The organism is Actinomadura macrotermitis (genome assembly GCF_009604375.1).
Taxonomy (GTDB): Bacteria; Actinomycetota; Actinomycetes; order Streptosporangiales; family Streptosporangiaceae; genus Spirillospora; species Spirillospora macrotermitis.
The window spans coordinates 740,778-765,906 of the sequence record NZ_WEGH01000005.1; the positions used below are offsets into that span (position 1 = coordinate 740,778).

The window sequence follows — 25,129 nt, forward strand, 5'->3', positions numbered from 1 at the left end:
TTTTCCGTGTGCCGGCCCTCAGGTGCCGGCGTCCTGCTCCGGCGGGCGCGCCCCCGGGTCGTGGTGCGCCAGGATCCGCCCCAGCATGGATTTCAGCTGCGCGCGCTCGGGCCCGTCCAGCGGTGCCAGCAGCTCCGCGTCCAGCCGCGCGGCCTCGGCGGTGATCGCGTCGAGCTCGGCGCGGCCCCGCGCGGTGAGCTCGACGACGTAGCGGCGCCGGTCGGCCGGGTCGCGCTCGCGCCGCACCAGCCCGGCGTCCGCGAGCCGCCCCACGACCTCGACCAGGTCGCTCGGGTCGATGCGCAGCCGCGCGCCGAGCCCGCGCTGCGAGGCGGGCGCGGCGTCGTCCAGCGCCGCCAGCACGGCCAGGTGCCACAGGCCGAGCCCGCGGCCGTCGGTCATCGCGCCCATCCGGGCCCGGCCGATGCGGCCGGTCCGGGCCAGCACGAACGCGGTGATGTCCAGCAGCCGGGGCGGCAGCGTCTCTTCCATCCCGCTATCGTAGGACATGACCAATCATTGGTATTCACCCATCAATAGGAGGACGCATGGACGCGCTCTATCCGCGCCTGCTGGTCGACGACTTCGCGGCGTGCGCGCGCTTCTACGAGGAGGCCCTGCGGGCGCTCCTCGGCATCGAGCCGGCCAAGGTCGTCCCGCAGGCCCGCTACGCGAGCTGGGACCTGAACGGCGAGACGGTGCTGTCGCTGTTCGACCGGACGGCGATCGCCGGGGCGGCCGGCACCGCCGGCCTGCCGGACGCCGCCGGGCGCGACCGCTCGATGCTGGCGCTGCGGGTCGGCGACGTCGACGCCGCCGCGGCCGCGCTCACCGGGCTCGGCGCCACGCCGGTCGCGCCGCCGCAGGACCGGCCCGAGTGGGGGCCGGGCCTGCGCACCGCCCACCTGCGCGACCCCGCTGGAAACCTGCTGGAACTCCAGTCCTACTGATCCTTCCGGCCCGCCGCTTCTCACCCGCCGGAAAGGGCGCACCGGCGACAGCCCGCCTAGACTGCTTTCCGTCATCGATTCACTACACTGCGTGTTCATTCGGAGGAAGACAGGACGGGAGGCGGGAGGACGCGGTGAACAGGTCGTCTCGCGAGGCAGCCGACCAGCTGGTCCGGCTCACCCGGCTCGTGATCCGGGCCGGCGGGGCGGCCGAGGCGGCCCCGCGCTCGGCGGACGGTTACGGCGGCGTCCGCATCCTGCGGCACAACCGGGCCGAGCTGACCCCGCTGGAGCAGCACGTCATGGGACAGATCGTGCAGGGCCGGTGCACGGACCTGCTGGCCGGGCTGCTGGAGCTGCCGCGGTGCGCCGTCGACGACCACCTGACGGCGGTGCTGCGCGACTTCCGGCTGCCGGCCGACCCGCCGCCGGGGCCGCCGCACGACCGCGACGGCCGGTCCGCGCCGGTCGCCGCGGGCGTCCTGGTCGGCGGGGAGGCGGGCGGCGCCGGGCGCCGCTGACTCACCCGGCGGCGGCCTCGGTGAGCGGGAGCCGCACCTGGAAGCGGGTGTCGCCCGGCCGGGAGGACACCTGGATGTCGCCGCGGTGCCGGTCGGCCACGATGCGCCAGGAGATGTCCAGGCCGAGGCCGGTGCCCTCGCCGACCGGCTTGGTGGTGAAGAACGGGGTGAAGATCCGGCTGAGGTTCTCCTCGGGGATGCCCGGGCCGGTGTCGCCGATCTCCACCAGCGCGTCGCCGTTGACCCGGCCGGTGCGCACGGTGAGGGTGCCGGTGCCGCCCATCGCGTACAGCGCGTTGACGATGAGGTTGGTCCACACCTGGTTCAGCTCGGCGGCGTACACCGGGATCGGCGGCAGGTCCGGGTCGTAGTCGGTGACGACCCGCACCTTCTCCCCGATCTTGCGGCGCAGCATGGTGAGCGTGCTGTCGAGCAGCTCGCGCACGTCCACCTGCTGGTAGGGGGCGCGGTCCAGCTGGGAGTACTGGCGGGCCGAGTCCAGCAGCGCGGTGATCCGGCCGGTGGCGTCGGCGATCTCGGCCTGCAGCGCGGCGACCTCCAGCACCTCGGCGAGCCAGCGCATCGCGGCGGTGAGCAGGCCGCCCGCGGCCCGCTCGATCTCCTCGGCCTGGGCGATGCCGATCCCGGCGGCGACGAGGCCGGGCGCCAGCTCCCAGGCGTCCGGCACGCCGTGCTCCTCCAGCCAGTCGCCGAGCTCGTCCTCGGCGTCGCTGATCTGCAGCGGGGTGCGCGACCCCGCCCGCGCCCCGGCGGGTTCGCGCAGCCGCTCGCGCAGCGAGACCAGCGCGCTGATGCGCTCGCAGTCCACGCCGCCGGCGGCCAGGTCGGCGAGCCGGTGCTGGGCGGCCAGCAGCCGGTCGCCGAGCTCGGCGCTCGCCCGCGACGCCGCGGCGGCCGGGTTGTTCAGCTCGTGGGTGAGCCCGGCGGTGATGGTGCCGAGCGCGGTGAGCCGCTCGCGCTGGTCCACGATGCGGCGGGCGTTGCTCATCCCGAAGAAGACGCCCTCCAGCAGGTGCGTGGCCATCGGGAACCACTCGCGCACCGCCTTGGCGAACTTGCGCGCGGGCAGCACGAACAGCTCCGCCCGCCCCACCGCGCGCAGCGTGTGCTGGTACTTCTGCTCGATCCGGTCGCCCAGGTAGGCCTGCACGGCGCCGCCGTACACGCCCGGCTTGGTGCCCCGGGCCACCTCCAGCTCGTTGCCGCGCACGTTCTGGGTCATCGAGACCTCGCCGTCCAGCAGGACGTAGAAGAACTCCGCGGGGTCGCCCTGCGCGCAGACGACCTCCCCGCCGGCGTACCCGCGGACCGTGCCGTAGCCGGCCAGCCAGCCGAGCTGCTCCTCGTCCAGGTCGGCGAACAGGAACAGCGAGCGCAGCCGCCCGGGCGTGATCGTGGTCATGACTGCTCCAGGTAGCGGTGCACCAGCGCGACGGCCATGGCGCCGTCGCCGACCGCCGAGGCCACCCGCTTGATCGAGTCGGACCGGACGTCGCCCGCCGCGAACACCCCCGGCAGGCTGGTCTCCAGGTGGTAGGGCGCGCGGGCCCCGGCGGGGCGGTGCGCGGCGGACAGGTCGGGGCCGGTCAGCACGTAGCCGCGCCCGTCGCGCTCGACGACCCCCTCCAGCCAGTCGGTGCGCGGCTCGGCGCCGATGAAGACGAACAGCCAGTGCGCCTCGACGGTCCGCTCGCCGTCCGGGCCGGCGAGCGTGAGCCGCTCCAGCCGGTCGGTGCCGGCGCCCCCGGTGACCGTGGTGCGGGTGTGCACCTCGATGTTGGGCACGCCGTCGATCTGCTCGATCAGGTAGTGCGACATGGACCGTTCGAGGCCGTCCGCCCGCACCAGCAGGTGCACCCGCTTCGCGACCCGCGACAGGTTCATCGCCGCCTGCCCCGCCGAGTTGGCGCCGCCGACGACGTAGACCTCCTCGCCCGCGCAGCCGGGCGTCTCGGCCGGCGCGGCGCCGTAGTAGACGCCGCGGCCGGTGAGCGCCTCCAGGCCCGGCGCGTCCAGCCGCCGGTAGGACACCCCGGTCGCCAGGATCACCGCGTGCGCGGCGATCTTCGAGCCATCGGCCTGGTGCACCACCCGGGCCCGGCCGGCCTCCTCCAGCCCGGTGACCTTGCCGGTGGTGATCAGCTCGGCGCCGAACCGCTCGGCCTGGCGGCGGGCCCGGTCGGCCAGCTGCGCGCCCGACACGCCGTCGGGGAAGCCGAGGTAGTTCTCGATCCTGGAACTCTGCCCGGCCTGCCCGCCGGTCGCGTGCCGCTCGATCAGCACCGTGCGCAGGCCCTCGGAGGCGCCGTAGACGGCGGCGCCGAGCCCGGCCGGGCCGCCGCCGACCACGACCAGGTCGTAGAAGTCGGCGGCGGGCGTGGTGGTCAGCCCGACCGCGGCGGCCAGCTCGGCGTCGGCGGGCGCGGCGAGGGCCGTCCCGTCGGCCGTCACCACCAGCGGCAGCTCCGGCGAGCCCGCCGCCTCCAGCAGCTCGGCGGCCTCGGGGGCGGTGTCCAGCAGCCAGGTGTAGGGGACCTGGTTGCGGGCCAGGAAGTCGCGCACCTGGTAGGAGCGCGAGGACCAGCGGTGCCCGACCACCCGCAGCTCCTCGGGCCGCCACCGGTCCGTGCTCGTCCAGGCGTCCAGCTGCGCGTCGATCACCGGGTAGAACTTCTCCTCCGGCGGGTTCCACGGCTTCAGCAGGTAGTGGTCCAGGTCGACGATGTTGATGGCGCGGATCGCCGCGTCGGTGTCGGCGTAGGCGGTGAGCAGCACCCGGCGCGCGTAGGGGTAGAGGTCCATGGCCTTCTCCAGGAACTCCACGCCGTTCATCTCGGGCATCCGGTGGTCGGCGAGCAGCACCGCGGCGTCCTCGCCGCGCAGCTTCAGCTCGCGCAGCGCGTCCAGGGCGAGCGGGCCGGACTCGGCGCGCACCACCCGGCACCGCTCGGCGTACCGGCGGCGCAGGTCCCGCGCCACCGCGCGGGACACGCCCGGATCGTCGTCGACCGTCAGGATCACAGGCTTGGACACGCCGTTCATTCCCCTCCATCACCGCACTCGCCTGGAATCGTACGCGTTCGCAAGATCACTACGGCGTGCCGGGTGACCTGCCCGCACACCGCCGCCGGCCCATCGGTCATGATCGGTGCATGACTCTGCGCGTGGCACTCATCGGATACGGCACCGGGGGCGCGGTGTTCCACGCCCCGCTCATCTCCTCGGTGCCCGGCCTGGCACTGGCCGCCGTGGTGACCGGGAACCCCGGGCGGCAGGCCGCGGTGCGGGAACGGTACCCCGAGGCGAAGGTGCTGGACTCCGCCGACCGGCTGTGGGAGGCGAACGGCGCCTACGACCTGGTGGTGGTGACGGCCCCGAACCGCCAGCACGTGCCGCTGGCCCGCACCGCCCTCACCACCGGCCTGCCGGTGGTGGTGGACAAGCCCGTCGCGGCGACGGCCGCCGACGCCCGCTCGCTGGCGGCGCTCAGCGCAGTGCGCGGCCTGCCGGTGTTCCCGTTCCACAACCGGCGCTGGGACGGCGACTTCCGCACCGTCCGCGGGCTCGCCGGGTCCGGCGCGCTCGGCCCGGTGCACCGCTTCGAGTCGCGGTTCGAACGCTGGCGGCCCGAGGTCAAAGAGGGGTGGAAGGAGAGCACCGACCCGCGCGACGCGGGCGGCATCCTCTACGATCTCGGCCCCCATCTCGTCGACCAGGCCATCGTCCTGTTCGGGCGGCCCACCGAGGTCTACGCCGAGATCGACACACGCCGCCCGGGCGCCGCCGCGCCCGACGACGTGTTCGTCGCCCTCACCCACCCGGGCGGGGAACGTTCCCACCTGTGGGCGAGCGCGACGGCGGCGCAGCTCGGCCCCCGCTTCCGGGTCCTCGGCGGCGAGGCCTCCTACGTCGTGTCCGGCATGGACGGCCAGGAGGACGCGCTGCGCGCGGGCCGCTCCCCGCTGGACCCGGGCTGGGGCCAGGCGCCGCCGGAGGCCTACGGGCTGCTCGGCACACCGGGCAGCGAGCGCCCCGAGCCCACCCTCCCGGGCGCCTACCAGGACTTCTACGCGGGGGTGGAACGGGCGCTGCGCGGTCAGGAGCCGCCCCCGGTCACCCTCGCCGACGCCATCGCCGGCCTGGAGGTCATCGAGGCGGCCCAGCACTCGGCCCGCGACGGCCAGGTCGTCCACCTCCGGCCCGCCACCACCTGACCGGCCCAGGACTCGCAACCCCGGCGGCCCATCCCCCCGATGGGCCGCCACCCGCCGGCACAGGCCGCCAGACCCGCGAGGTACCGGGCCCGTGGCCTCAGGCCCATGGCGTGTCAGATTCGTGGCGTGTCAGGTTCGTGGAACGTCGGGCACGTCGGGCGGCGGGTTGCGGCGCGCCTGGGCCAAGGGGCAGCGGGCTCGCGGGGAGCGGATTCGGGGGGCTACAGGACCGAGACGTGGACGTGGTCGAAGTGGTTCTGGGTGATGCCGCCGCGGTTCTCCATCGGCTTCCAGCCGCCGCTGCCGCGCATGTCGTAGATGCGCTGCTTCCAGATGACGTACTTGATGCCGAGCCGGGAGGCGTTGGCGATCACGTAGGCGGCGACCTGGTCGCCGTGCGCCTGCGCCGACGCGCTCGGCATCCGGCCGGCGGTGCTCTCCATGAAGTCGCAGGCGCGGCCCGAGCCGTGGTCCTGCGGGTCGCCGGGGCGGGCGCAGCCGATGGCCGGGAAGGGGCCGAACCGGCCGTCGATGGCGAGCATCGCCGTGCGCATCCGGGCGGTCATGGAGTTGCCCATGATCGGCGACTTGCTGCCGCCGGCGCCGTCGGGGCGGCCGTTGCCGCCCCCGCCGCTCGTCTTCTTCTCGTCGGGCTTGTACTTGGCCAGCAGCTTCTTCACCCGGTCGCGCTGGCTCTCCAGGTCGTCGATCTCCTTGCGAACCTGGTCCAGCTTGGTCTTCGCGGCCTGCTGCGACTGGGTGGCGCGGGCGGCGAGGGTCTGCAGGTTCTGGATCCGCAGCCCGTTGTTGCGGGCCATGTGCTGCACCACGGTCGCGTCCCGGATGGCGGCGCCCGGGTCGCCGTCGGCGATGATCGGCAGCTCGTCCAGCCCGCCGCTCATGTAGCTGGTGGCGGCCAGCCGGCTGACGGCGGTGCGGGCCTGCTCGGCCTCGGCGGTGAGCCGCGCGGCGTCCAGGCCGGCGGTCTCGGCGGCCTTGCGCGCCTGCTCCAGCGAGATCAGCTCGCCCCGGTACTCCTTGGACAGCGCGTCCGCGCGCTTCTTCAGCTTGGCGTACTCGCGCTTGTCGTCCTTCTTCGGCTCCGCCGGGAAGGCGGCGGCGCTGCCGCCGCCCGGCAGCAGCACCGAGCCCGCCATCATGAGCGCGAGCACCGCGCTGCCCCGGCGGAGGCGGCGGCCGTTCGCTCGCCGCACGCCGCCGGAAGGGTCAAGGGCCGCCACTGATCTTCTCCTTAGCCTGTGAAGATTGGCGGCACGCTACCACAATCTGCTAATTAAACCCTCTTGCGCCACAAAACACATAGAGTCACCCGAAGGCTACGCGATAACGGCGCTATCAACGAACGAGGGCCGGCCGGTGTTCCACCGGCCGGCCCGCATCGACGTCATCGGCCGACGAGCTCCTCCCAGCGCGGCACGCGCGGCGCCGCCCGCAGCCGCAGCCCGGCCTCCTCCGGCGTCCGGCTGCCCTTGCGGTTGTTGCACCTGCCGCACGCCAGGACCGTGTTCTCCCAGGTGTCGGCGCCCCCGCGCGACTGCGGCATGATGTGGTCGATGGTGTGCCCCCGCTTGCCGCAGTAGCCGCACACGCCCCGGTCGCGCAGGTACACGCCGCGCTTGCTCCAGGGCGGCCGCCTGCCGTGCCGCCAGCGCATCGCGACGTACCTGACCAGCCGGAGGACCCTCGGCACGGGGTAGCTGCCGATGGTCCGCCCCTCCTCCGCCTCCTCGACGACGGCCACCTCGCGCACCAGCATGCGGATGGCGTGCCGCAGGTCCACTTTCTGTAACGGCTCGTACGACGCGTTGAGGACGAGCACGTGCATCGGGTCACCTCCCTGTCCCGTTCAGCCCACTGCCCGCCGTGATCCGGCGCCGGCCGCCGCCGCCAGGATGCGTTCCCGCATTGGCCGCGCGGCGTTCCACCGCTGAATCACAGAAGAATGGTCCGGTAATTCGGAGGCCGCCGGTTTTTCCGGAGGCCCCCATCAGGGTGCCGATGCCGCTATGCCCGGGGCAACGCATTTTCATGTCCGCGCATGCACACCGCCGTCTCCATAGGGCATCGGCCCCTTATCCGAAGGGGGTCCTGATGGCGGGTATCACCTTCCCTGCCTCTTCCTCCCACCAGCCGGGGTCGCCGCGGGGCCGGAGCGGCAGGATCTCCAGTGCGCTCTCGCAGTCCAGGCAGCCCGCTACGGCCGGGGCCAGCCGCACCGGGAGCACGCCCCTTCTCTGCAGCGGGAGGCCCCAGTAGCGCAGGAGGTCGTCGCCGTCCAGCCGCCGGTCCGCCCGGACCTGCCACACCGGAGCACCCCCGTCGGCCGGGGTCCGTTCGATGTGCTCGCTGAACAGGCGGAACGCCATGGCCCGCACGACCCCGGCCGCGGTGAGCAGATGCCCGTAGGGGGCGAGGCGCACCATCAGCTCGGGCAGCCCGAACCGGTGCATGCCGTAGGTGTCGGCCCGGAGCCGGGCCCTTCCGTCCCGCATGAGGAACACGCCGAGCCAGTCCCGTCCGAGGAGGAACCGGTCCGGTTCGTCCGGCGGCCCGGTGCCGCGGGCGAGGATCTGGTTGGCGTCCAGATCGGCGACCCGCCCGCCGGTGAGATGCGCCAGCGTCCGGGCCGCGAGCCGGGCCGCCTGGGCGTGGCGGGGCGAGGAGCCGGGAGGCGACGCCCCCGTCACCAGCAGATGGTGCCGGGCCGCCAGCACCTCCCTCCGCACGCCCTCTTCGCCGGTGCCGCCTCTCTTCCCCGCCGTGCGCGGCGGCCCCTCCCGCACGCCGCCGTTCCGCTCCGCGCGAGCCCGCATCCCGCCGTCCACCGCCCCGCCACCGCGAGGACGGCTGTTCCAGGGCCGGGTCTGCACGGCCAGCGCGGGCAGGCGGCCGCTCCACGGCGTGGGAGCGGCGCGAAGGTCCAGGGTCAGCGGCGGAGTGCCCAGCAGCTCCCGGGCGAAGCGCGCCAGGCCGCTCTCCCCCAAGGCCCCGCGGAGGCGCGCGGCCTCCGGCGGGCGGGGCGCCGCCACCAGGAACCGGCTGGTCACCGACACGGGGATGGGAAGTTCGAGCCGTTCCGGCATGGCGCCTCCTACCGCTGCCCGGGCCCTCGGTCAGGGCCCGCTGGGGGTAGGACCAGGCTCGCGGGGCCGGGCGCCGGACGGAAGCGGAATCCCGTTCTGTGGATAACCCAGGCCACACCCGCAACGACCTCGATGATCACGCGAGTGCGTTACCAACCCGGGGTGAGGCGAAGCCGGAGGCGAGCCTCACCCCGGGTTGATCGCGAAGCGATGCAGCACTCGCCCAAGCACGGTCAGAGGGCGAGCCGTCAGGCGAGCCCTCTGGGCCGGGATGGCAATCAACACAGCGAGCCGCCAGGCGAGCCCTCTGGGCCGGGATGGCAATCAACACAGCGAGCCGCCAGGCGAGCCCTCTGGGCCGGGATGGCAATCAACACAGCGAGCCGCCAGGCGAGCCCTCTGGGCCGGGATTGCAGTCAACACAGCGGCCCTACGGGAGGTCGGCGGCGGAGGCCTGGTACTCGCGGGACTCGCGCAGGCGGCGGAAGCCCAGCTCCTCGTTGACCGCCAGCATGTGCACGTTGTCGCCCGCGTTGTCGGTCTCGATCTCGTGCACGTCGGGCCGCTCCACCGCCAGCCAGCGCAGCATCGCGGCCTTGACCCAGATGCCGAGGCGGCGGCCGCGGTGCTCGGGGACGACGGCGGTGTCGTACTGCGCGGCCCGGCCGGGCATCCCGGCGGAGGCGACGACCTCGGTGAAGCCCGCGATCGTGCCGTCGCGGACGGCGGCCACGGTGTACAGCTCGTCGCCGCGCTTGGCGACCAGCTCGCCCATCTCGCGGACGCGGCCGGCGTCCCAGGGCGCCCCCTCGTACTCGGCGAGGTCGGCCATCGCGTGCTTGGCGCGGGCGAGCGCCTCGGCGTACCCGTCGGGCACCACGCCGCGCCAGCGCACCAGCTCGTAGCCCGCGGGGCCGGCGGCGACCAGCTCCTCGATCCGGCCCGGCGGCACCTCGGCCAGGCGCAGCAGCAGGCCCTGCAGGGTGAGCACGCACTGGAAGCCGTGCGCCTCCAGGAACGGCACCGCCGGGGTGCCGGCGAGCACCTGGGCGATCACGCTGGGACGGCCGTCGGCGCGCAGCGCGTCCGCGGCGACGGTGAGCAGCCGGCGGCCGACGCCGGCGCGGCGGTTCCCGGGCCGGACCTGGATGTCGATCTCGCCGGGACGGGCCGCGCCGGGCGCGCCGGGCAGCCGCAGCGCCGCGACGGCGACCATGCGGCCGTCCTCGGCGGCGGCCCACAGCCGCTGCCGGGAGCCCTGCTCGGCGCCGAGCAGCCGGGCCGCGGTGTGCTCGGCCTCGGGGGGAGGCTCGCCGGCCGGGTCCGCGGCGTGCACGGCCGTCAGAACCGCGTGCCACTGGCGGATCTGCGCGTCCGTCGGTTCATCGAGCGCGATGAGGTCCATCAGTCGTTTCTACAGGATCCGGCGTCGCCGCGACCCCGACCCCCGCCAATCCCTCGCGCCGATCGGGCACGCGGTCACCGGGAGAAGGCGCCGAGGATGCGCTCGGCGGCGAGCGCCGGGGTGAGCGTGCCCGCCGCGACCTCGGCCTCCAGCTCCGGCGCCAGCTCGCGGACGGCGGGGTCGGCGTGCAGCTCGGCGAGCAGCCGGTCGCGCACCAGCGCCCAGGTCCAGCGGACCTGCTGGCGGCGGCGGCGCTCGGCCAGCTCGCCCGACTCGCGCATCCGGTCCTGGTGGTCCACCAGCCGCCGCCAGAGCTCGTCCAGCCCCTCGTTGTCCTTGGCGCTGCAGGTCAGCACGGGGGTGTCGTGGACGCGCTCGTCGCTGCGCAGCAGCCGCAGCGCCCCGGCGAGCTCGCGGGCGGCCTTCTCGGCCTCCCGCCGGTGCGGCCCGTCGGCCTTGTTGACGGCGATGACGTCGGCGAGCTCCAGCACGCCCTTCTTGATGCCCTGCAGCTGGTCGCCGGTGCGGGCGAGGGTGAGGAACAGGAACGAGTCCACCATCTCGGCGACGGTGGTCTCGGACTGCCCGACCCCGACGGTCTCCACCAGCACCACGTCGTACCCGGCGGCCTCCATGACGACCATCGCCTCGCGGGTGGCCTTGGCGACGCCGCCGAGCGTCCCGGCGGTCGGCGAGGGCCGGATGAAGGCGTGCGGGTCCACCGACAGGCGCTGCATCCGGGTCTTGTCGCCGAGGATGCTGCCGCCGGTGCGGGTGGAGGACGGGTCGACGGCGAGCACCGCCACCTTGTGCCCCGCGCCGGTCAGGTTGGTGCCGAGGGCGTCGATGAAGGTGGACTTGCCGACCCCGGGCACGCCGGTGATGCCGACGCGGCGGGCGCCGCCGGCGTGCGGGGCGAGCTCGACCAGCAGCCGCTGGGCGAGCTCGCGGTGGTCGGGGCGGGAGGACTCCACCAGCGTGATCGCGCGCGCGATCCAGGCCCGCGAGCCCTCCCGCACCCCCTTGACGTAGTCGGCGAGTTCTCTCACGCCGCCGGGTGCCCCAGCCGGGCCGACAGGTCGCGCAGCAGGTCCTGCGCGGCCTCGGCGAGGACGGTGCCGGGCGGGAAGATCGCGGCGGCGCCGGCCGCGCGCAGCTCGGCGAAGTCCTGCGGCGGGATCACCCCGCCCACCACGATCATGACGTCCCCGGCGCCGAGCGCGGCCAGCTCCTCGCGCAGCGCCGGCACCAGGGTGAGATGGCCGGCGGCGAGGGAGTTGACGCCGACGACGTGCACGTCGGCCTCGACGGCCTGGCGGGCGACCTCGGCCGGGGTCTGGAACAGCGGGCCGACGTCGACGTCGAAGCCGAGGTCGGCGAAGCCGGTGGCGATGACCTTCTGGCCGCGGTCGTGGCCGTCCTGGCCCATCTTGGCGACCAGGATGCGCGGGCGGCGCCCCTCGGCCCGCTCGAACGCGTCGGCGGCCGCGCGCGCCTGCTCGATCGCCGACACCTTGCCCGCCTCCTCCCGGTACACCCCGGAGATCGTGCGGATCTGCGCGGCGTGCCGTCCGTGGACCTTCTCCAGCGCGTCGGAGATCTCCCCGACGGTGGCCTTGGCGCGGGCCGCGTCGATGGCGACGGCCAGCAGGTTCTGCTCCAGGCCCGGCCCCCGGGCCCCCTTCTCGGCGGCGTCCGCGGCGCGGGTCAGCGCCTCCAGGGCGGCGCGCGTGGCGTCCTCGTCGCGCTCCTCGCGCAGCCGCCGCAGCTTCTCGATCTGCTGCGCGCGCACCGAGGCGTTGTCGACCTTCAGCACGTCGATGGACTCGTCGGCGTCCGGCCGGTACTTGTTGACGCCGATGACCGGCTGGCGGCCCGAGTCGATGCGCGCCTGGGTGCGGGCGGCGGCCTCCTCGATGCGCAGCTTGGGCAGGCCCTCGTCGATCGCCTTGGCCATGCCGCCGGCCTCCTCGACCTCGGCGATGTGGGCCCAGGCGCGGCGGGCGAGGTCGTAGGTGAGGCGCTCGACGTAGGCGCTGCCGCCCCACGGGTCGATGGTGCGGGTGGTGCCCGACTCCTGCTGCAGCAGCAGCTGGGTGTTGCGGGCGATGCGCGCGGAGAAGTCGGTCGGCAGGGCGAGGGCCTCGTCCAGCGCGTTGGTGTGCAGCGACTGGGTGTGGCCCTGGGTGGCGGCCATCGCCTCGATGCAGGTGCGCGCGACGTTGTTGAAGACGTCCTGGGCGGTCAGTGACCAGCCGGAGGTCTGCGAGTGCGTGCGCAGCGACAGCGACTTGGGGTTCTGGGGGTCGAAGCCCTTGACGAGCCGCGCCCACAGCAGCCGGGCCGCGCGCAGCTTGGCGACCTCCATGAAGAAGTTCATGCCGATCGCCCAGAAGAACGACAGGCGCGGCGCGAACGCGTCGATGTCCAGGCCCGCCTCGCGGCCCGCGCGGATGTACTCCACGCCGTCGGCGAGGGTGTAGGCCAGCTCCAGGTCGGCGGTGGCCCCGGCCTCCTGGATGTGGTAGCCGGAGATCGAGATGGAGTTGTACTTCGGCATCCGCTGCGAGGTGAACGCGAAGATGTCGGAGATGATCCGCATCGACGGCGCCGGCGGGTAGATGTAGGTGTTGCGGACCATGAACTCCTTGAGGATGTCGTTCTGGATGGTCCCGGCCAGCTGCCCGGGCGCCACCCCCTGCTCCTCGGCGGCCGCGATGTAGAGCGCGAGGACGGGCAGCACCGCCCCGTTCATGGTCATCGACACGCTCATCTTGTCCAGCGGGATGCCGTCGAACAGCATGCGCATGTCGTAGATGGAGTCGATCGCCACGCCGGCCATGCCGACGTCGCCGGCGACGCGCGGGTGGTCGGAGTCGTAGCCGCGGTGGGTGGCCAGGTCGAAGGCGACCGACAGGCCCTTCTGCCCGGCGGCGAGGTTGCGGCGGTAGAAGGCGTTGGACTCCTCGGCGGTGGAGAACCCGGCGTACTGGCGGATCGTCCACGGCTGGGTGGCGTACATCGCCGGGTAGGGACCGCGCAGGTAGGGCGCGACGCCCGGCAGGGTGTCCAGGAAGTCCAGGCCGGCCAGGTCCTCGCCGGTGTACAGGGGCTTGACGCCGATGCCCTCGGGGGTCTCCCAGGTCCCGGGGTCGCGGCCGGCGGCCTCGCGCCAGCGCTTGGCGGCGTCGGCGGCGGGGACGGCCGCGCCGAGGTCGATCTCGGCGAAGTCGGGGATCATCGGTTCACTCCCAGGTCGTGCAGGGTGGTCTCCAGGACGGCGACGGCATCGCAGCCCGCATGGATCCTGTCGTCCACCGCGTCGTAGGAACCCTTACCCGCGAGCCATACCTTCGCCGCGCCCGCGTCCTTGAGCGCGCGCGCGGCGTCCGCGGCCTGCTCGGCGTACAGCTTGTCGCTGGAGCAGAGGCAGGCGACCGTGGCGCCGGACTCCGCGAACCCTTCCGGGGGGCCGCTGACGGTCTCGATGCCGCCCGCCTGGAAGAGGTTGGCGGCGAACGAGGCGCGCGCGGTGTGCACCGCGACCGGCCCGAGCGTGGCCAGGTACACCTTCGGGCGGGCGCCGGTCGCCTCGGCGTGCGCGTCCGACCGGTCGCGCAGCGCCTCGAAGTCCTGCGCGTAGTGGACGCTGGGCAGCCCGCCGGACGGCGCGGCCGGCGCGGGCTCGCGCGCGGGCAGCGTCTCGGCCAGGTTCGGGAACTCGCTGACGCCGGTGAGCGGCGCCCTGCGGCGGGCGATGTCGGCGCGGCGCCGCTCCCAGGTGGCGGCGAGGCGCCGCGCGACCAGGCCCGAGTCCAGCGCGGCGGCGAACCCGCCGGCCTTCTCGATGTCGGTGAACCAGCCCCAGGCCGCCTGGGCCAGCTGCTCGGTGATCTTCTCGACGTACCAGGAGCCGCCCGCGGGGTCGACGACGCGGGCGAGGCTGGACTCCTCCAGCAGCAGCGTCTGGGTGTTGCGCGCGATGCGGCGGGAGAAGTCGTCGGGCAGGCCGAGGCGGGCGTCGAACGGCAGCACGGTGACCGCGTCGGCACCGCCGACGCCGGCCGCGAACGCCGCGACCGTGGTGCGCAGCATGTTCACCCACGGGTCGCGGCGGGTCATCATCGCCGCGGAGGTGACCGCGTGGATCCGCGCGGCGGTGCCGTCGGCGGCGCCGCTCACCTCGGCGACGCGCGCCCACAGCCGGCGGGCGGCGCGCAGCTTGGCGATGGACAGGAACTGGTCGGCGTTCACCGCGAGCCGGAACTCGATCTGCGCGAACGCCTCGTCCACGCTCAGCCCGGCGCCGGTGAGCGCCCGCAGGTAGGCGACGCCCGCGGCGACGGCGGCGCCGAGCTCCTCGGCATCGCTGCCGCCCGCGTCGTGGTGGACGGTGCCGTCGACGGTGATCGCGCGCAGCCGCGGGAACTCGCGGGCGCAGCGGACGGCGAGCGCGGCGGCCTCCTCCGGAGACCCGGCGGTGCCGGTGCGGACGGCGAGCCCGAGCGGGTCGGCGCCGAGGCTCCCGGTGGCCTCGGCGGCCTTGCCGCTCCCGGTGGCGAGGGCGAGGAACGCCTCGGCGGCCTCGGCGGTCCGCGCGCCGGCGTCCAGCACGACCGGCGCGAGCTCCAGGTGGACGCCGCGCAGCGCCTCGGCGAGGCCCGCGACGGGCAGGCCCGCGTCGCCGAGCGTCAGCCAGACCGAGGTGACGCCGTTCTCCAGGTCGGCCAGGATCGCCTCGCGGGTGACGGCCGGGTCGGGATGGACGTGCCGCTGCCGGACGTCCCAGCCGGCGAGTCCCTCCTCCGACGGCTGCACCTCGCGCAGGTAGGGGGCGAGCCCGGGACGGCCCGGCGCGCCGTCGCGCGCGGTGTACAGGGCCGCGATCGGCACCCCGTCGTAGGAGGTGCGGGTCAGCAGTCCCTCGACCTCCTCCAGGGGGGTGTCCTCGGTCGCCGCGCCGGACTTGCGCAGCACCCCCTTCACCATCTCCCGCCACCGGTCCCGTTCGGCCGGGGGGAAGACGGCGGCCAGTTCGAGTTCTTCAGGCGGCACCGTCATGGCAGGGATCGTAAGCGAGCGCGTACCCACGGCCGGTGCCCGGGGTCCCCGCAGCACACGCGGATTAGCTCAGGGAACGCCGGGAAATAGGGCAGCCATGAGTCTTGACCCCATTCCCGGTGACCTCTATCACATGCAGGACATGCTCGATCCGGGCGAGCAGGAGACCCTCGGCCGGGTGCGCGACTTCCTCGCCGCCGAGGTGGCGCCGATCGCCAACGAGTGCTGGTCGCGGGCGGAGTTCCCCTTCCACCTGATCGGCAAGTTCGGCGAGCTCGGCGTCGCCGGCCTCGGTTACGACGAATGTCCCGGCGAGAAGCCGAGCAGCATGCTCACCGGTTTCCTGGCCCTGGAGATGGCGCGCGTCGACCCGTCGATGTCGACCTTCTTCGGCGTGCACACCGGGCTGGCGATGGGCAGCATCGGCGCCTGCGGCTCGGACGAGCAGCGCGCCCGGTGGCTGCCCGCGATGGGGCGGATGGAGAAGATCGGCGCGTTCGCGCTGACCGAGCCGGACGGCGGGTCGGACGTGGCGCTCGGCCTGCGCACCACCGCGCGCCGCGACGGCGACCACTGGGTGCTGAACGGCGCCAAGCGCTGGATCGGCAACGGCACCTTCGCCGACCTGGTCGTGGTGTGGGCCCGCGACGAGGCCGACGACCAGGTCAAGGGGTTCGTGGTGGAGAAGGACACGCCCGGCTTCAGCGCCACCCGCATCGAGAACAAGATCGCGCTGCGCACGGTGCAGAACGCCGACATCGTGCTGGCGGACTGCCGGGTGCCGGCGGAGAACCGGCTGGAGGGGGCCGGGTCCTTCAAGGACACCGCCTCGATCCTGCGCCGCACCCGCAGCGGCGTGGCCTGGCAGGCCGTCGGCGTGATGCTCGCCGCCTACGAGATCGCGCGCCGCTACTCGGTGGAGCGCGAGCAGTTCGGGCGGCCGATCGCCAAGTTCCAGCTCGTCCAGGACCTGCTGGTCAAGATGCTCGGCAACGCCACCGCCTCGCTCGGCATGGTGGTGCGCCTGGCCCAGCTGCAGGACTGCGGCCAGTACCGCGACGAGCACTCCGCCCTCGCCAAGGCCTACTGCACCAGCCGGATGCGCGAGACGGTCGGCTGGGGGCGCGAGCTGATGGCGGGCAACGGGATCGTGCTGGACTACGACATCGGCCGGTTCGTCGCCGACGCCGAGGCGCTGTACTCCTACGAGGGCACCCGGGAGATCAACACGCTCATCGTGGGGCGGGCGGTGACCGGGCACGGCGCGTTCGTGTGACCCTGGGCCGGGCGGGCGCGGCGGCGTTGCTAGGGTGCTGCGTCGCAGACCTCACCCCCCAGCTGAAAAGGGAAAACGCATGTCGAGCAGCAGCCACGCGGGACGTCCGAAGTCCTGGGCCGCGGTACTGGTGATCTTCGTCGGCTTCGTCGTCGGCGGCGCGGCGATGGTGCTCGGCATGAACTGGCCGATGTTCTGGGCCGGCGCCGGCATCGTCGCCGCCGGCGGGGTGCTGGCCCTCGCCGTCGGCATCATGGGCGATGTCGTCCTGGACGACAAGCACCTCTGAGGCCCGCAGCCGCACCTGGCCGCGCGGGGTGCGCTCGGGGCCGTCAGCACGTACGGTCGAGATGTCGTGGCCGCCTGCGACGACCCCGACCGCGAGGTAGGTGGGATGGCCCTGAGGTTCGGTATCGAAGAGGAGTACTTCGTCGTCGATCCCCGGTCCCGGTCCGTCGTCCCCCGCGCCGCCGCCGTGGTGGCGCGCGCGGGGGCGGTGCTCGGCGAGCGGGCGTCGACGGAGCTGGTCGGCTTCCTGGCCGAGGCCAAGACCTCGCCGTGCGACGACCTGGACAAGCTCACCGAGCAGATCCGCGCGATGCGCGCGGCGATGGCCGCGGCGGCCGAGGCCGAGGGCGTGCGGCTCGCCGCGTCCGGCACGCCGGTGCTCGGCGACCTGCTGCCGGCGCCGATCACGGCCGGCGCCCGCTACGCCGACAGCCTCGCCACCTACCGGGCGCTGGACGACGAGCAGTGCATCTGCTCCTGCCACGTGCACGTGGAGATGCCCGACCGGGCCCACGCGGTGCTCGTCAGCAACCACCTGCGGCCCTGGCTGCCGACGCTGCTGGCGCTGGCGGCCAACTCCCCCTACTGGGCCGGCCGCGACACCGGGCACGCCTGCTGGCGGGTGATGACGTGGGCGCGCTGGCCGGTGGCGGGCCCGCCGCCGTACTTCGAGTCGCCCGGCCACTACGAGGAGCTGGTCGGCACGCTGCTCGGCTGCGGCGCGCTGATGGACTCCGGCACCATCTTCTGGGACGTGCGGCCCTCCGCGCGGCTGCCCACGATCGAGGTGCGGCTCGGCGACGTGGCCCGCCGGGCCGGCGGCGCGGCGGTGTTCGCCGCGCTCGTCCGCGCGCTGGTGCAGGTCTCGCTCGCCGCGGTGGAGGCGGGCGAGCCCGCGCCGAACCCGCCGCCGGAGATGCTGCGCGCGGCGTACTGGCTGGCCGCCCGCGACGGCCTGTCCGGGCGGGGCCTGGACGTGCGCACCGGCCGCCCCGCCCGGTTCGGCGACCTGGCCGCGGCGCTGCTCGCCCACGTGACGCCCGCGCTGCGCGACCACGGTGACCTGGACCGCGTCGCGGCCGGTGTCGGCGGCCTGCTGGCGCACGGTACCGGTGCGGATCGCCAGCGGGCGGTGTACCGTCGCCGGGAACACCTGCCCGATGTGGTGGACGACCTGCTGCTCGGGCCCGTACGACCCGATGGCTGATCTCCCGCGGGCATGCCGTTTTCGCGGGCACATGCCGGGTAACGTCCCCGGGGCCGGTGGGGCGGCGTTAACCTCGGGGGGAGACGATTCGATGACCCAACAGCACCCTCCACTGCCCAGGGTGCGTACGCTCGATGTGATGCCCGCGCAAACCCCCGTCCCCGAGACGCCGCCAGTCGCCGACCCGCCGGAGTTCCCGCCCGGTGGGCTCTTCGTGCACCCCGCCCTGTTCTACGCGGGCGAGCAGGAGTACCTGGCCGGGACGGTGCCGTTCGTCGAGGAGGGGCTGCGCGCAGGCGCCCCGGTCGCGGTGTCGGTCCCCGGCCCGCAGCTGGCCGCGCTGCGCGCCGCCGTCGGCCCGGCCGGCGAGCGGGTCACCTGGCTGGACATGACGCGCGAGGGCCGCAACCCCGGCCGCATCATCCCCGGTGTGCTGCGCGCCTTCGCCGACCGGCACGCCGGCGCCGGGCGGGTGCACATCATCGGGGAGCCGATCTGGCCGGGCCGCACGGCGACCGAGTACCCCGCGTGCGCCCAGCACGAGGCGCTCATCAACCTGGCGTTCGCCGGCCGCGAGGTCACCATCCTGTGCCCCTACGACACCGTGGGCCTGGACCCGCAGGTGATCGCCGACGCCCGCGCCACCCACCCCGAGATCATCGACCGCGACGGCACCCACGCCAGCGACGGCTACGCGCCCGCGCGGGTGGTGGCCGACCAGAACCTGCCGCTGCCCGAGCCGGCCGGGCCCGCCGCGCTGATGGACTTCGACCGCGACGCGCTGCCGGAGCTGCGCGCGTTCGCCTGCCGGCACGCCGCCGGGCTCGGGCTGCCGCCGCGGCGCGTCGGGGAGCTGGAGCTGGCCGTCAACGAGCTGGCCGCCAACTCGGTCGTGCACGGCGGCGGCACCGGCCGGCTGCGGCTGTGGGCCGAGAACGGCCAGGTGGTGTGCGAGGTCGCCGACCGCGGCCTGATCGCCGACCCGCTCGCCGGGCGCCGCCCCGCTGCGATGTCCACCAACGGCGGCCGCGGCCTGCTCATGGTGCACCACATCGCCGACCTGGTCCGGATGCACACCGGCCCGGCCGGCACCGTCGTCCGCATCTTCGTGAGCTGAACCCGGCGGTAGCCTTTTCCTTGCTTTTTGACCAGTATGGTGCGATCAACGTGCCGGGTACCGCCGGCGGGGCGGGCGCTTGAGGCGGGAGCGGGATCGGAATTGACCGGGATGGCCGGTGGACCGGTGCGCAGCGCGGCGGCGATGCCGCGGACGGACGGGACCGGGGACGACGGTGAGCCCGAGACCCTGCTGCTCGTCGAGGACGACCCCGGCGACGCCCTGCTGATCGAGGAGTTCCTCGCCGACAGCGGGCTGCACGCGCGGCTGACCTGGGTGCGCACGCTGGCGCGGGCGCAGGAGCTGCTGACCGACGGCGAGCGACCCGCCTGCGTGCTGCTCGACCTGCACCTGCCCGACGCGCAGGGGCTGGAGGGCCTGCGCACGCTGCTGGCCGCGGTGCCGCAGGCCGCGGTCATCGTGCTGACCGGCATGGCGGAGGAGCAGGCGGGCCTGGCGGCGGTCTCGGTCGGCGCGCAGGACTACCTGCTGAAGGGGCAGCTGGAGCCCGAGTGGCTCGGCCGCGCCATCCGCTACGCCGTCCAGCGCAAGCAGGTGGAGCTGTCGGCGGCCGCCCTGCAGGCGGTGCGGCTGCGCGCCGAGGAGAACGCCCGGCTGGAGCGCGGCCTGCTGCCGCGCCCGCTGGTGTCGGGCGAGCGGCTGAAGGTGGTGACGCGCTACCGGCCGGGGCGGATGCACACCCTGCTCGGCGGCGACTTCTTCGACGTGGTGGAGACCGGGGACGGCGCCGTGCACGCGGTGATCGGCGACGTGGCCGGGCACGGCGCCGCCGAGGCCGCCATGGGCGTCTGCCTGCGCGTGGCGTGGCGCTCGTTCGTGCTGGCGGGGGTGAGCGGCCCGCCGCTGCTCGGCCTGCTGGAGCGGCTGCTGCTCGCCGAGCGCGACGACAGCGAGGCGTTCGTCACCCTCACCAGCCTCACCCTGGACCCCGGCCGCACCCGGGCCCGGGTGGTGCGGGCCGGGCACCCGGGCCTGCTGGTGCAGGACGGCGCGGGCGGGGTGCGGCTGGTGGAGACCGCCGGCGGCATCGCGCTCGGCATGATGCCCGGCCTCGGCGAATGGCCCGAGGAGGAGATCGCGATGCCGCCCGGGGGCGGTCTGCTGCTGTTCACCGACGGCCTGTTCGAGGGGGTGGTCGGCCCGGACGGCGAGCGGCTGGACCTCGGCGGCCTGCTGGAGCTGGCGCGGGGGTGCGCGGGCCGGCCGGCCGAGGAGTACGTCGACGCCCTCATCGCGGGCGCCGAGGCCGCCTCGGCCGAGCACGGCGGGCTGGACGACGACGTCGCGGTCATCCATCTCGGCTGGCCGGCCTCCTGAGGCGTGCCTGCGCGCCGGCCGCCGCGGCGAACTCGGCGAGGCCGCTCAGCAGCCGTTCGCGGCCGTCGGGGGACATCCGCTGCAGCACCTCGTGCAGGTCGCGCCGGCGGCTCTGCGCCATCTCCCCCAGCACCCGCTCGCCGAGGGCGGTGACGCGCAGGGTCACCTGGCGGCGGTCGGTGTCGCTGCCGGTGCGCACGAGCAGCCCGGCGGCCTCCAGCCGGTCGCAGAGCCGGCTGGCCGAGGACGGGATCACCCCGAGCTCGACCGCGAGCGCCCGCAGGTTGAGGCCGCCCCGCCGGCCGACCGTCTCCAGCGCGCGCAGCTGGGAGGGCGGCACGTGCTCGGCGGCCGCCTCCTGGGCCCGCCGCCAGACGGCGATCAGGCTGTGCGCGGTCCGTTCCAGGAGGGCGACGGCGTCGGCGTGCTTACGGGGCTCCTTGCTGGATTCGGTCACGGTTTCGTTCCCTACGTGGACAGGCGGTGCACCCTTAGTGCCCGATGCCGCGCTGTCAAAGCGTCCTGGAGCGATCACGTTGCGATCGGTCACCGAACGTGGCCGCGGGCGGCGGCGGACCGCCCGCGGGCTCGGCGAGCAGGCGCAGCCAGGCGGGGCCGACCCGGTCCATGTGATACCCCCGGGCGGTCTCGCGGGCCTGCTCACCGAGCCGGTCGCGCAGCGCGGCGTCGGTGATGACGGCGCGCAGCGCCGCGGTGAGGGCCGCCACGTCGCCGGCCGGGACGAGCAGCCCGTCCGCACCGTCGGTGATCAGCTCGGCGGGGCCGGTCGGGCAGTCGAAGGCGACGACCGCCAATCCCTTGTCCATCGCCTCCAGGAGCACCATCGGCATGCCCTCCTTGCGCGAGGACAGCGCGTAGACCGACGCGCGGCCCATCTCCCCCGCCAGGTCGGGCGTACGCGGCAGCAGCCGGATCCGGCCGTCCAGGCCCGCCTCGGCGATCTGCTTGCTCAGCCGGTCGTGCCGGGCGCCGGACCCGAGGATGCGCAGCGTCCAGTCCGGATGCTCGGCGGCGAGCGGCGCGTACGCCCGCACGAGCAGGTCGAACCCCTTCTGCCGGGTCAGCCGGCCGGCCGCCAGGATCACCTTGCGGTCGCGCGGCGAGGGGCCGCCGGGCAGCTCGGGCAGCGCGTTGGGGATCGCGACGACGCGCACCGGGGCGCCGGCGAGCGAGGCGGCGAACTCGGCCCGCCCGGCCTCGGTGAGCGCGGCGACCACGGTCAGCCGGCCGTAGGAACGGGCGATCAGCCGGCGCAGCCCGGGCCGGTAGGAGCCGAGGTTCAGGTGGTCCTGGCCGATCGTCACCGTGCCGGGCGGCGCGAGGGCCGCGATCAGCAGGTTCAGGGACGGCCGGGTACCGACGAGCACGTCCGGCGGCGGGCCGGCGGCGAGGGCGCGCAGCAGGCACAGGTCGGTCCACAGGTTCATCCGGTGGAAGGAGTTCTCCTCGTGCGGGGTGAGCAGGCTCGGCAGCCGGGCGAGCAGCCGCGCGGCGCGGCCCCGGGGCGCCGTCCGGTCGTCGGCGAAGCGCACCGTGACGCCGGGCGGGATCGGGTAGAAGGGGTCCGCGGCGGTGCGGACCACGCTGACGATCTCCACGTCGTGGTGCGCGGCCAGGTAGCCGCAGAGGTTGAGGACGGTGCGGATGGTGCCGCCCGTCCCGTGGGCGTGCTGGAGCAGGACGCGGATCCGCAGCCGCTCCCCCGGGCCGGCGGGGCGGCGCCGGCGCAGCAGCAGCGCCGGCGCCCGCAGAAAGGCCCGGCGCACCGTGCGGTGCGCCGGGCCTCGCAGCCGTCGCGGCGACAGGCGTTTCCAGCTCTTGGTCCTGTTCGCCACCGGCATGGCGGTCCCCGCTCTCAGGTAGGTCTGCGTCCTCTACCTGGTAACTGCCCGGGGAAGCGGGCCGGTTCCCCTTTTCCGGGTCAGCCGGTGGTGACGGAGCGGTCCAGGGCGCTGCCCTTGACCCACTTCTCCCAGGGCATCTGGTAGAAGCTCCACCCGTTGTTCCACTCCAGCTTGCGCTTGCTGCCGGTGATGATGACCACGTCGCCGAGCTGGGCGAAGTCGTAGAACCACGCGGCGGCGGCGGGCGGGGAGTTGAGGCAGCCGTGGCTGACGTTCTGCCGTCCCTGCGCCCAGGTGGTGGCGGCCATGGAGTGGATGTACTCGCCGCTGTTGGAGATCCGCACCGCGTGCGGGATGACCTCCTTATAGCCGCCGTTGGCCTTGTCCTCCGGCTTCACGCCCATCCACTCCGACGTCATGATCGCCGGATTCTCCTTGCCCATGGTCAGGTGGACGCCGCTGGTGGTGAGGTAGGTGTCGACGCCGTTGACCACGCGGCCGCCCCGGCCGGCGCTGATCCCCCAGCCCTTGACCTTCTTGCCGTTCTTCTTCACCACCAGGCGGTGGGTCTTGGTGCTGGCGGTGATGATGTGCTCGTCGCCGATCTTGAACTTGCGGGTGACGTCGGCGTCGCCGTAGGTGCGCTTGCCCGACTTGACCCCGGCCAGCTTGGCGGTGAAGGTCACCTGCTGGTTGGGCTGCCAGTACTCGCCGTTCTTCGTGCGGAAGATCACCTGGGTGTCGCTCACCCAGTACCAGGCGCCGGTGGCGGGCTTGGTCGACCTGACCTCCAGCGCCCGCTCGACCGCGGCGCGGTCGCCGACGGGGCGGTTGAAGGTCACCTGGATCGGGATGCCCACGCCGTAGCGGCCGCCCGAGCTCGGCGAGATGTCGCTGATCTCCAGCTCGTTCTCGGCCTTCAGCGTGGTGAAGGAGGCGGTGACCGTGGTCGTCTTGCCCTTGGCGCTCTTGGCGACGGCCTGGACCTGGTACTGCGACCCGGGGCGCAGCGTGCGCGACTTCCAGGTGGTCCGGTCCCCGGTCAGTGCGCCCTCGACGGGCTTGCCCTTGCGGGTCAGGGTGACCTGCTCCAGGGTGCCGCCGGCGGCCTTGACCTCGACGCCGGCCTCGGGCCTGGCCTTGCCGTCGCCGTCGCCGGGCGTGACGGTGACCTGCGGCGCGCCCGCCTCGGCGGTGCCGCCGACGGCGCCGGCCTTGTCCTTCTCGCCGCCTGAGCAGGCCGTGGCCAAGAGCAGCACGACCCCCGCCATGCCCGCGCCCGCCCGCACACCTGAGGAAACCCGTCGCTGCACCGTCACCCTCCAGACCCCGCCGGATATCAGAGCGACATTAGCGACAAAAGCGATTGATGGTGTCACAACCGGGTAGGAAGCCAGGTTTCCGAGATCAAAGTGTTGTCTCCCCGGCCGCTCACGCCGCGAGGGCCGGCACCCCCTGAGCAGGGGGTGCCGGCCCTCGCGCCGGGGTCAGTTGCCGGGAGTGGCGCCGGCGTCGGTGCCGGTCCCGGGCGACGCGGTCGCCCCGGTGCCGGCGTCCGCGCCGGTGAGGGCGCTGCCCTTCTTCCACTTGTTCCAGGGCAGCTGCCACATGCCCCAGCCGTTGTCCCACTCCAGCTCGCGGCTGCTGCCGGTGAGCTTGATCACATCACCGCGCTGCATGATGTCGTAGTACCAGCGGGCGTTGGCCGGGCTGAGGTTCAGGCAGCCGTGGCTGACGTTGTCCGAGCCCTGCGAGCCGACCGACCAGGGCGCCGAGTGGGTGTACTCGCCGCTGTTGGAGATGCGCACCGCGTGGTTCACCACGGTCTTGTAGTAGCCGGGGTCGCCCTCCTTGCGGCCGGGCGAGACCATGGTGACCGGGTTGCCCTTCTCCATCAGCAGGTGAATGCCGCTGGTGGTGGTGAACTCCCGGGTCTGCCCGTTGCCGGCGCTGAAGGGGATCGTGCGCAGCTTCCTGCCGTTGCGGCGGACCGTCATGTGGTGGTCGCTGATGTCACCGGTGGTGATCTGCTCGTCACCGATGTTCATCGTCTCCTGGACGTCCTTGGCGCCGTACACGCCGCCGCCCGCGTTCACGCCGGCGAGGTTGGCGTTCAGGAGCACCTTCTGGTGCGGCTGCCAGTACGTCTTGGTGCGGTAGATCACCTGGTCGGACCCGACCCAGCGCCACGCGCCCTCGACCGGCTTCTCCGGGGTGACCTGCAGCGCCTTCTCCACCGCCGCCTTGTCGGTCACCGGCCGGTTGAAGCGCACGATGAACGGCATGCCGACGCCGACCTTCTCGCCCGGCAGGTTCGGCGTGACGTCGGCGATCGACAGCGTCTTGGCCGGCTTCAGCGTGCTGAAGGTGCTGGTCACCGTGCTGGTCTTGCCGCCCCCGCGGCCCTGCGCGGTGACGGTGTAGGAGGTGCCGGGGGTCAGCGTCCGGTTCGAGCGCCAGGTCTTGCGGTCGCCCGACAGCTGCCCGCCGATCGTGGCGCCCTTGCCCTGGACCGACACGTTCTCCAGCGTGCCGGAGGAGGCCTTGACCTCGATGGTGCCGTCGGGCTTGACCGCGGCCGCGCCGTTGGCCGGCGAGATCGTGATGGCCGCCGACTTGTCCCCGGCCAGCTCGCCCTTGCCGCCGCCGGCGCCGGTGCATCCGGCCGCCAGCACCATGACCGCACCGGCCCCGCCGGCCGCCGCCAGTCCGAAACGCCCCTTACTAGCCACTAAGTCTCCAAATTCCCTTATTCACCCCGT

22 protein-coding genes are annotated in these 25,129 nt (G+C 74.0%); 8 read left to right on the forward strand and 14 right to left on the reverse strand.

Features of this window, described 5'->3' with window-relative positions; all coding sequences use genetic code 11:
* Window positions 1–18: 18 nt before the first annotated feature.
* Window positions 19–492, reverse strand: coding sequence for a MarR family winged helix-turn-helix transcriptional regulator (locus ACRB68_RS36210; protein ID WP_153540570.1), 474 nt, complete (start codon window positions 490–492; stop codon window positions 19–21).
* A 56-nt stretch (window positions 493–548) separates the two neighbouring features.
* Here ACRB68_RS36210 and ACRB68_RS36215 point away from each other — a divergent pair, with 56 nt between their 5' ends.
* Window positions 549–950 (forward strand): VOC family protein, encoded by a 402-nt coding sequence (locus tag ACRB68_RS36215; protein ID WP_153540572.1) that lies wholly within the window; start codon window positions 549–551, stop codon window positions 948–950.
* 134 nt (window positions 951–1,084) lie between these two features.
* Complete coding sequence (locus ACRB68_RS36220) at window positions 1,085–1,471, forward strand: hypothetical protein (protein WP_153540574.1); 387 nt, start codon at window positions 1,085–1,087, stop codon at window positions 1,469–1,471.
* Window position 1,472: 1 nt separating this feature from the next.
* Here the strand turns inward: ACRB68_RS36220 and ACRB68_RS36225 are convergent, their stop codons facing one another.
* Together ACRB68_RS36225 and ACRB68_RS36230 are read right to left on the reverse strand one after the other, a co-directional pair.
* The gene (locus tag ACRB68_RS36225; RefSeq protein WP_153540576.1) at window positions 1,473–2,894 is read right to left on the reverse strand and encodes an ATP-binding protein; all 1,422 of its coding nucleotides are present in this window, start codon (window positions 2,892–2,894) and stop codon (window positions 1,473–1,475) included.
* Window positions 2,891–4,525: an FAD-dependent oxidoreductase gene (locus ACRB68_RS36230; RefSeq protein ID WP_328595225.1), complete on the reverse strand. Its 1,635-nt coding sequence runs from the start codon at window positions 4,523–4,525 to the stop codon at window positions 2,891–2,893. Before ACRB68_RS36230 ends, ACRB68_RS36225 begins: the two co-directional genes overlap by 4 nt.
* A gap of 119 nt (window positions 4,526–4,644) precedes the next feature.
* Between ACRB68_RS36230 and ACRB68_RS36235 the strand changes: the two genes are divergently transcribed.
* Window positions 4,645–5,706, forward strand: a complete 1,062-nt coding sequence (locus ACRB68_RS36235; RefSeq protein ID WP_153540580.1) for a Gfo/Idh/MocA family oxidoreductase — start codon at window positions 4,645–4,647, stop codon at window positions 5,704–5,706.
* Window positions 5,707–5,927: 221 nt separating this feature from the next.
* Here the strand turns inward: ACRB68_RS36235 and ACRB68_RS36240 are convergent, their stop codons facing one another.
* The 7 genes from ACRB68_RS36240 to ACRB68_RS36270 all read right to left on the reverse strand — a co-directional run bounded on the left by ACRB68_RS36240 (window position 5,928) and on the right by ACRB68_RS36270 (window position 15,276).
* On the reverse strand, window positions 5,928–6,947 hold the full coding sequence (locus tag ACRB68_RS36240; protein ID WP_328595226.1) for a coiled-coil domain-containing protein: 1,020 nt from the start codon (window positions 6,945–6,947) through the stop codon (window positions 5,928–5,930).
* A 164-nt stretch (window positions 6,948–7,111) separates the two neighbouring features.
* Complete coding sequence (locus tag ACRB68_RS36245) at window positions 7,112–7,552, reverse strand: HNH endonuclease (RefSeq protein ID WP_153540582.1); 441 nt, start codon at window positions 7,550–7,552, stop codon at window positions 7,112–7,114.
* Window positions 7,553–7,799: 247 nt separating this feature from the next.
* Window positions 7,800–8,810 (reverse strand): hypothetical protein, encoded by a 1,011-nt coding sequence (locus tag ACRB68_RS36250; protein ID WP_153540584.1) that lies wholly within the window; start codon window positions 8,808–8,810, stop codon window positions 7,800–7,802.
* A gap of 430 nt (window positions 8,811–9,240) precedes the next feature.
* Entirely contained in the window at window positions 9,241–10,215 is a 975-nt protein-coding gene (locus tag ACRB68_RS36255; protein WP_153540586.1) for a GNAT family N-acetyltransferase, read from the reverse strand.
* Between the two features lie 74 nt (window positions 10,216–10,289).
* Window positions 10,290–11,264 carry a methylmalonyl Co-A mutase-associated GTPase MeaB gene (meaB, locus tag ACRB68_RS36260; RefSeq protein ID WP_328595227.1) on the reverse strand — a complete coding sequence of 325 codons (975 nt, stop codon included), beginning with the start codon at window positions 11,262–11,264 and terminating at the stop codon, window positions 10,290–10,292.
* A complete protein-coding gene (gene scpA, locus ACRB68_RS36265; protein WP_153540588.1) occupies window positions 11,261–13,456 on the reverse strand; it encodes a methylmalonyl-CoA mutase in 2,196 nt (731 codons plus the stop codon). The genes meaB and scpA overlap by 4 nt, the downstream gene beginning before the upstream one ends.
* Window positions 13,453–15,276 (reverse strand): methylmalonyl-CoA mutase subunit beta, encoded by a 1,824-nt coding sequence (locus ACRB68_RS36270; protein ID WP_153540590.1) that lies wholly within the window; start codon window positions 15,274–15,276, stop codon window positions 13,453–13,455. The genes scpA and ACRB68_RS36270 overlap by 4 nt, the downstream gene beginning before the upstream one ends.
* A gap of 133 nt (window positions 15,277–15,409) precedes the next feature.
* Between ACRB68_RS36270 and ACRB68_RS36275 the strand changes: the two genes are divergently transcribed.
* From ACRB68_RS36275 to ACRB68_RS36295, 5 genes are all read left to right on the forward strand, one after another.
* Window positions 15,410–16,552: an acyl-CoA dehydrogenase family protein gene (locus tag ACRB68_RS36275; protein ID WP_235960692.1), complete on the forward strand. Its 1,143-nt coding sequence runs from the start codon at window positions 15,410–15,412 to the stop codon at window positions 16,550–16,552.
* Window positions 16,553–16,631: 79 nt separating this feature from the next.
* Window positions 16,632–16,841 (forward strand): HGxxPAAW family protein, encoded by a 210-nt coding sequence (locus ACRB68_RS36280; protein WP_153540594.1) that lies wholly within the window; start codon window positions 16,632–16,634, stop codon window positions 16,839–16,841.
* A gap of 105 nt (window positions 16,842–16,946) precedes the next feature.
* Window positions 16,947–18,047, forward strand: a complete 1,101-nt coding sequence (locus tag ACRB68_RS36285; protein WP_153540596.1) for a carboxylate-amine ligase — start codon at window positions 16,947–16,949, stop codon at window positions 18,045–18,047.
* A gap of 139 nt (window positions 18,048–18,186) precedes the next feature.
* Complete coding sequence (locus ACRB68_RS36290; RefSeq protein WP_153540598.1) at window positions 18,187–19,164, forward strand: sensor histidine kinase; 978 nt, start codon at window positions 18,187–18,189, stop codon at window positions 19,162–19,164.
* 111 nt (window positions 19,165–19,275) lie between these two features.
* Window positions 19,276–20,502 carry a PP2C family protein-serine/threonine phosphatase gene (locus tag ACRB68_RS36295; RefSeq protein WP_235960694.1) on the forward strand — a complete coding sequence of 409 codons (1,227 nt, stop codon included), beginning with the start codon at window positions 19,276–19,278 and terminating at the stop codon, window positions 20,500–20,502.
* On the opposite strand, the gene ACRB68_RS41765 is transcribed toward ACRB68_RS36295, so the two are convergent.
* From ACRB68_RS41765 to ACRB68_RS36315, 4 genes are all read right to left on the reverse strand, one after another.
* Window positions 20,474–20,959, reverse strand: a complete 486-nt coding sequence (locus ACRB68_RS41765) for a MarR family winged helix-turn-helix transcriptional regulator (protein WP_207709947.1) — start codon at window positions 20,957–20,959, stop codon at window positions 20,474–20,476. The two genes, ACRB68_RS36295 and ACRB68_RS41765, sit on opposite strands and share 29 nt — an antisense overlap.
* Window positions 20,960–21,014: 55 nt before the next feature.
* Window positions 21,015–22,364: a glycosyltransferase family 4 protein gene (locus ACRB68_RS36305; protein ID WP_153540600.1), complete on the reverse strand. Its 1,350-nt coding sequence runs from the start codon at window positions 22,362–22,364 to the stop codon at window positions 21,015–21,017.
* 80 nt (window positions 22,365–22,444) lie between these two features.
* A complete protein-coding gene (locus tag ACRB68_RS36310; protein ID WP_328595228.1) occupies window positions 22,445–23,680 on the reverse strand; it encodes a L,D-transpeptidase in 1,236 nt (411 codons plus the stop codon).
* Window positions 23,681–23,854: 174 nt separating this feature from the next.
* On the reverse strand, window positions 23,855–25,099 hold the full coding sequence (locus ACRB68_RS36315) for a L,D-transpeptidase (protein ID WP_328595229.1): 1,245 nt from the start codon (window positions 25,097–25,099) through the stop codon (window positions 23,855–23,857).
* Between the last annotated feature and the right edge of the window lie 30 nt (window positions 25,100–25,129).

Coding starts and splice junctions, on each gene's coding strand:
- ACRB68_RS36275 (WP_235960692.1), top strand. CDS start 15,410: ATGCAGGACATGCTCGATCCGGGCGAGCAGGAGACCCTCGGCCGGGTG.
- ACRB68_RS36295 (WP_235960694.1), top strand. CDS start 19,276: ATGGCCGGTGGACCGGTGCGCAGCGCGGCGGCGATGCCGCGGACGGAC.
- ACRB68_RS36245 (WP_153540582.1), bottom strand. CDS start 7,552: ATGCACGTGCTCGTCCTCAACGCGTCGTACGAGCCGTTACAGAAAGTG.
- ACRB68_RS36290 (WP_153540598.1), top strand. CDS start 18,187: ATGCCCGCGCAAACCCCCGTCCCCGAGACGCCGCCAGTCGCCGACCCG.
- ACRB68_RS36250 (WP_153540584.1), bottom strand. CDS start 8,810: ATGCCGGAACGGCTCGAACTTCCCATCCCCGTGTCGGTGACCAGCCGG.
- ACRB68_RS36215 (WP_153540572.1), top strand. CDS start 549: ATGGACGCGCTCTATCCGCGCCTGCTGGTCGACGACTTCGCGGCGTGC.
- ACRB68_RS36285 (WP_153540596.1), top strand. CDS start 16,947: ATGGCCCTGAGGTTCGGTATCGAAGAGGAGTACTTCGTCGTCGATCCC.
- ACRB68_RS36225 (WP_153540576.1), bottom strand. CDS start 2,894: ATGACCACGATCACGCCCGGGCGGCTGCGCTCGCTGTTCCTGTTCGCC.
- ACRB68_RS36305 (WP_153540600.1), bottom strand. CDS start 22,364: ATGCCGGTGGCGAACAGGACCAAGAGCTGGAAACGCCTGTCGCCGCGA.
- ACRB68_RS36270 (WP_153540590.1), bottom strand. CDS start 15,276: ATGACGGTGCCGCCTGAAGAACTCGAACTGGCCGCCGTCTTCCCCCCG.
- scpA (WP_153540588.1), bottom strand. CDS start 13,456: ATGATCCCCGACTTCGCCGAGATCGACCTCGGCGCGGCCGTCCCCGCC.
- ACRB68_RS36255 (WP_153540586.1), bottom strand. CDS start 10,215: ATGGACCTCATCGCGCTCGATGAACCGACGGACGCGCAGATCCGCCAG.
- ACRB68_RS36235 (WP_153540580.1), top strand. CDS start 4,645: ATGACTCTGCGCGTGGCACTCATCGGATACGGCACCGGGGGCGCGGTG.
- ACRB68_RS36210 (WP_153540570.1), bottom strand. CDS start 492: ATGGAAGAGACGCTGCCGCCCCGGCTGCTGGACATCACCGCGTTCGTG.
- ACRB68_RS36280 (WP_153540594.1), top strand. CDS start 16,632: ATGTCGAGCAGCAGCCACGCGGGACGTCCGAAGTCCTGGGCCGCGGTA.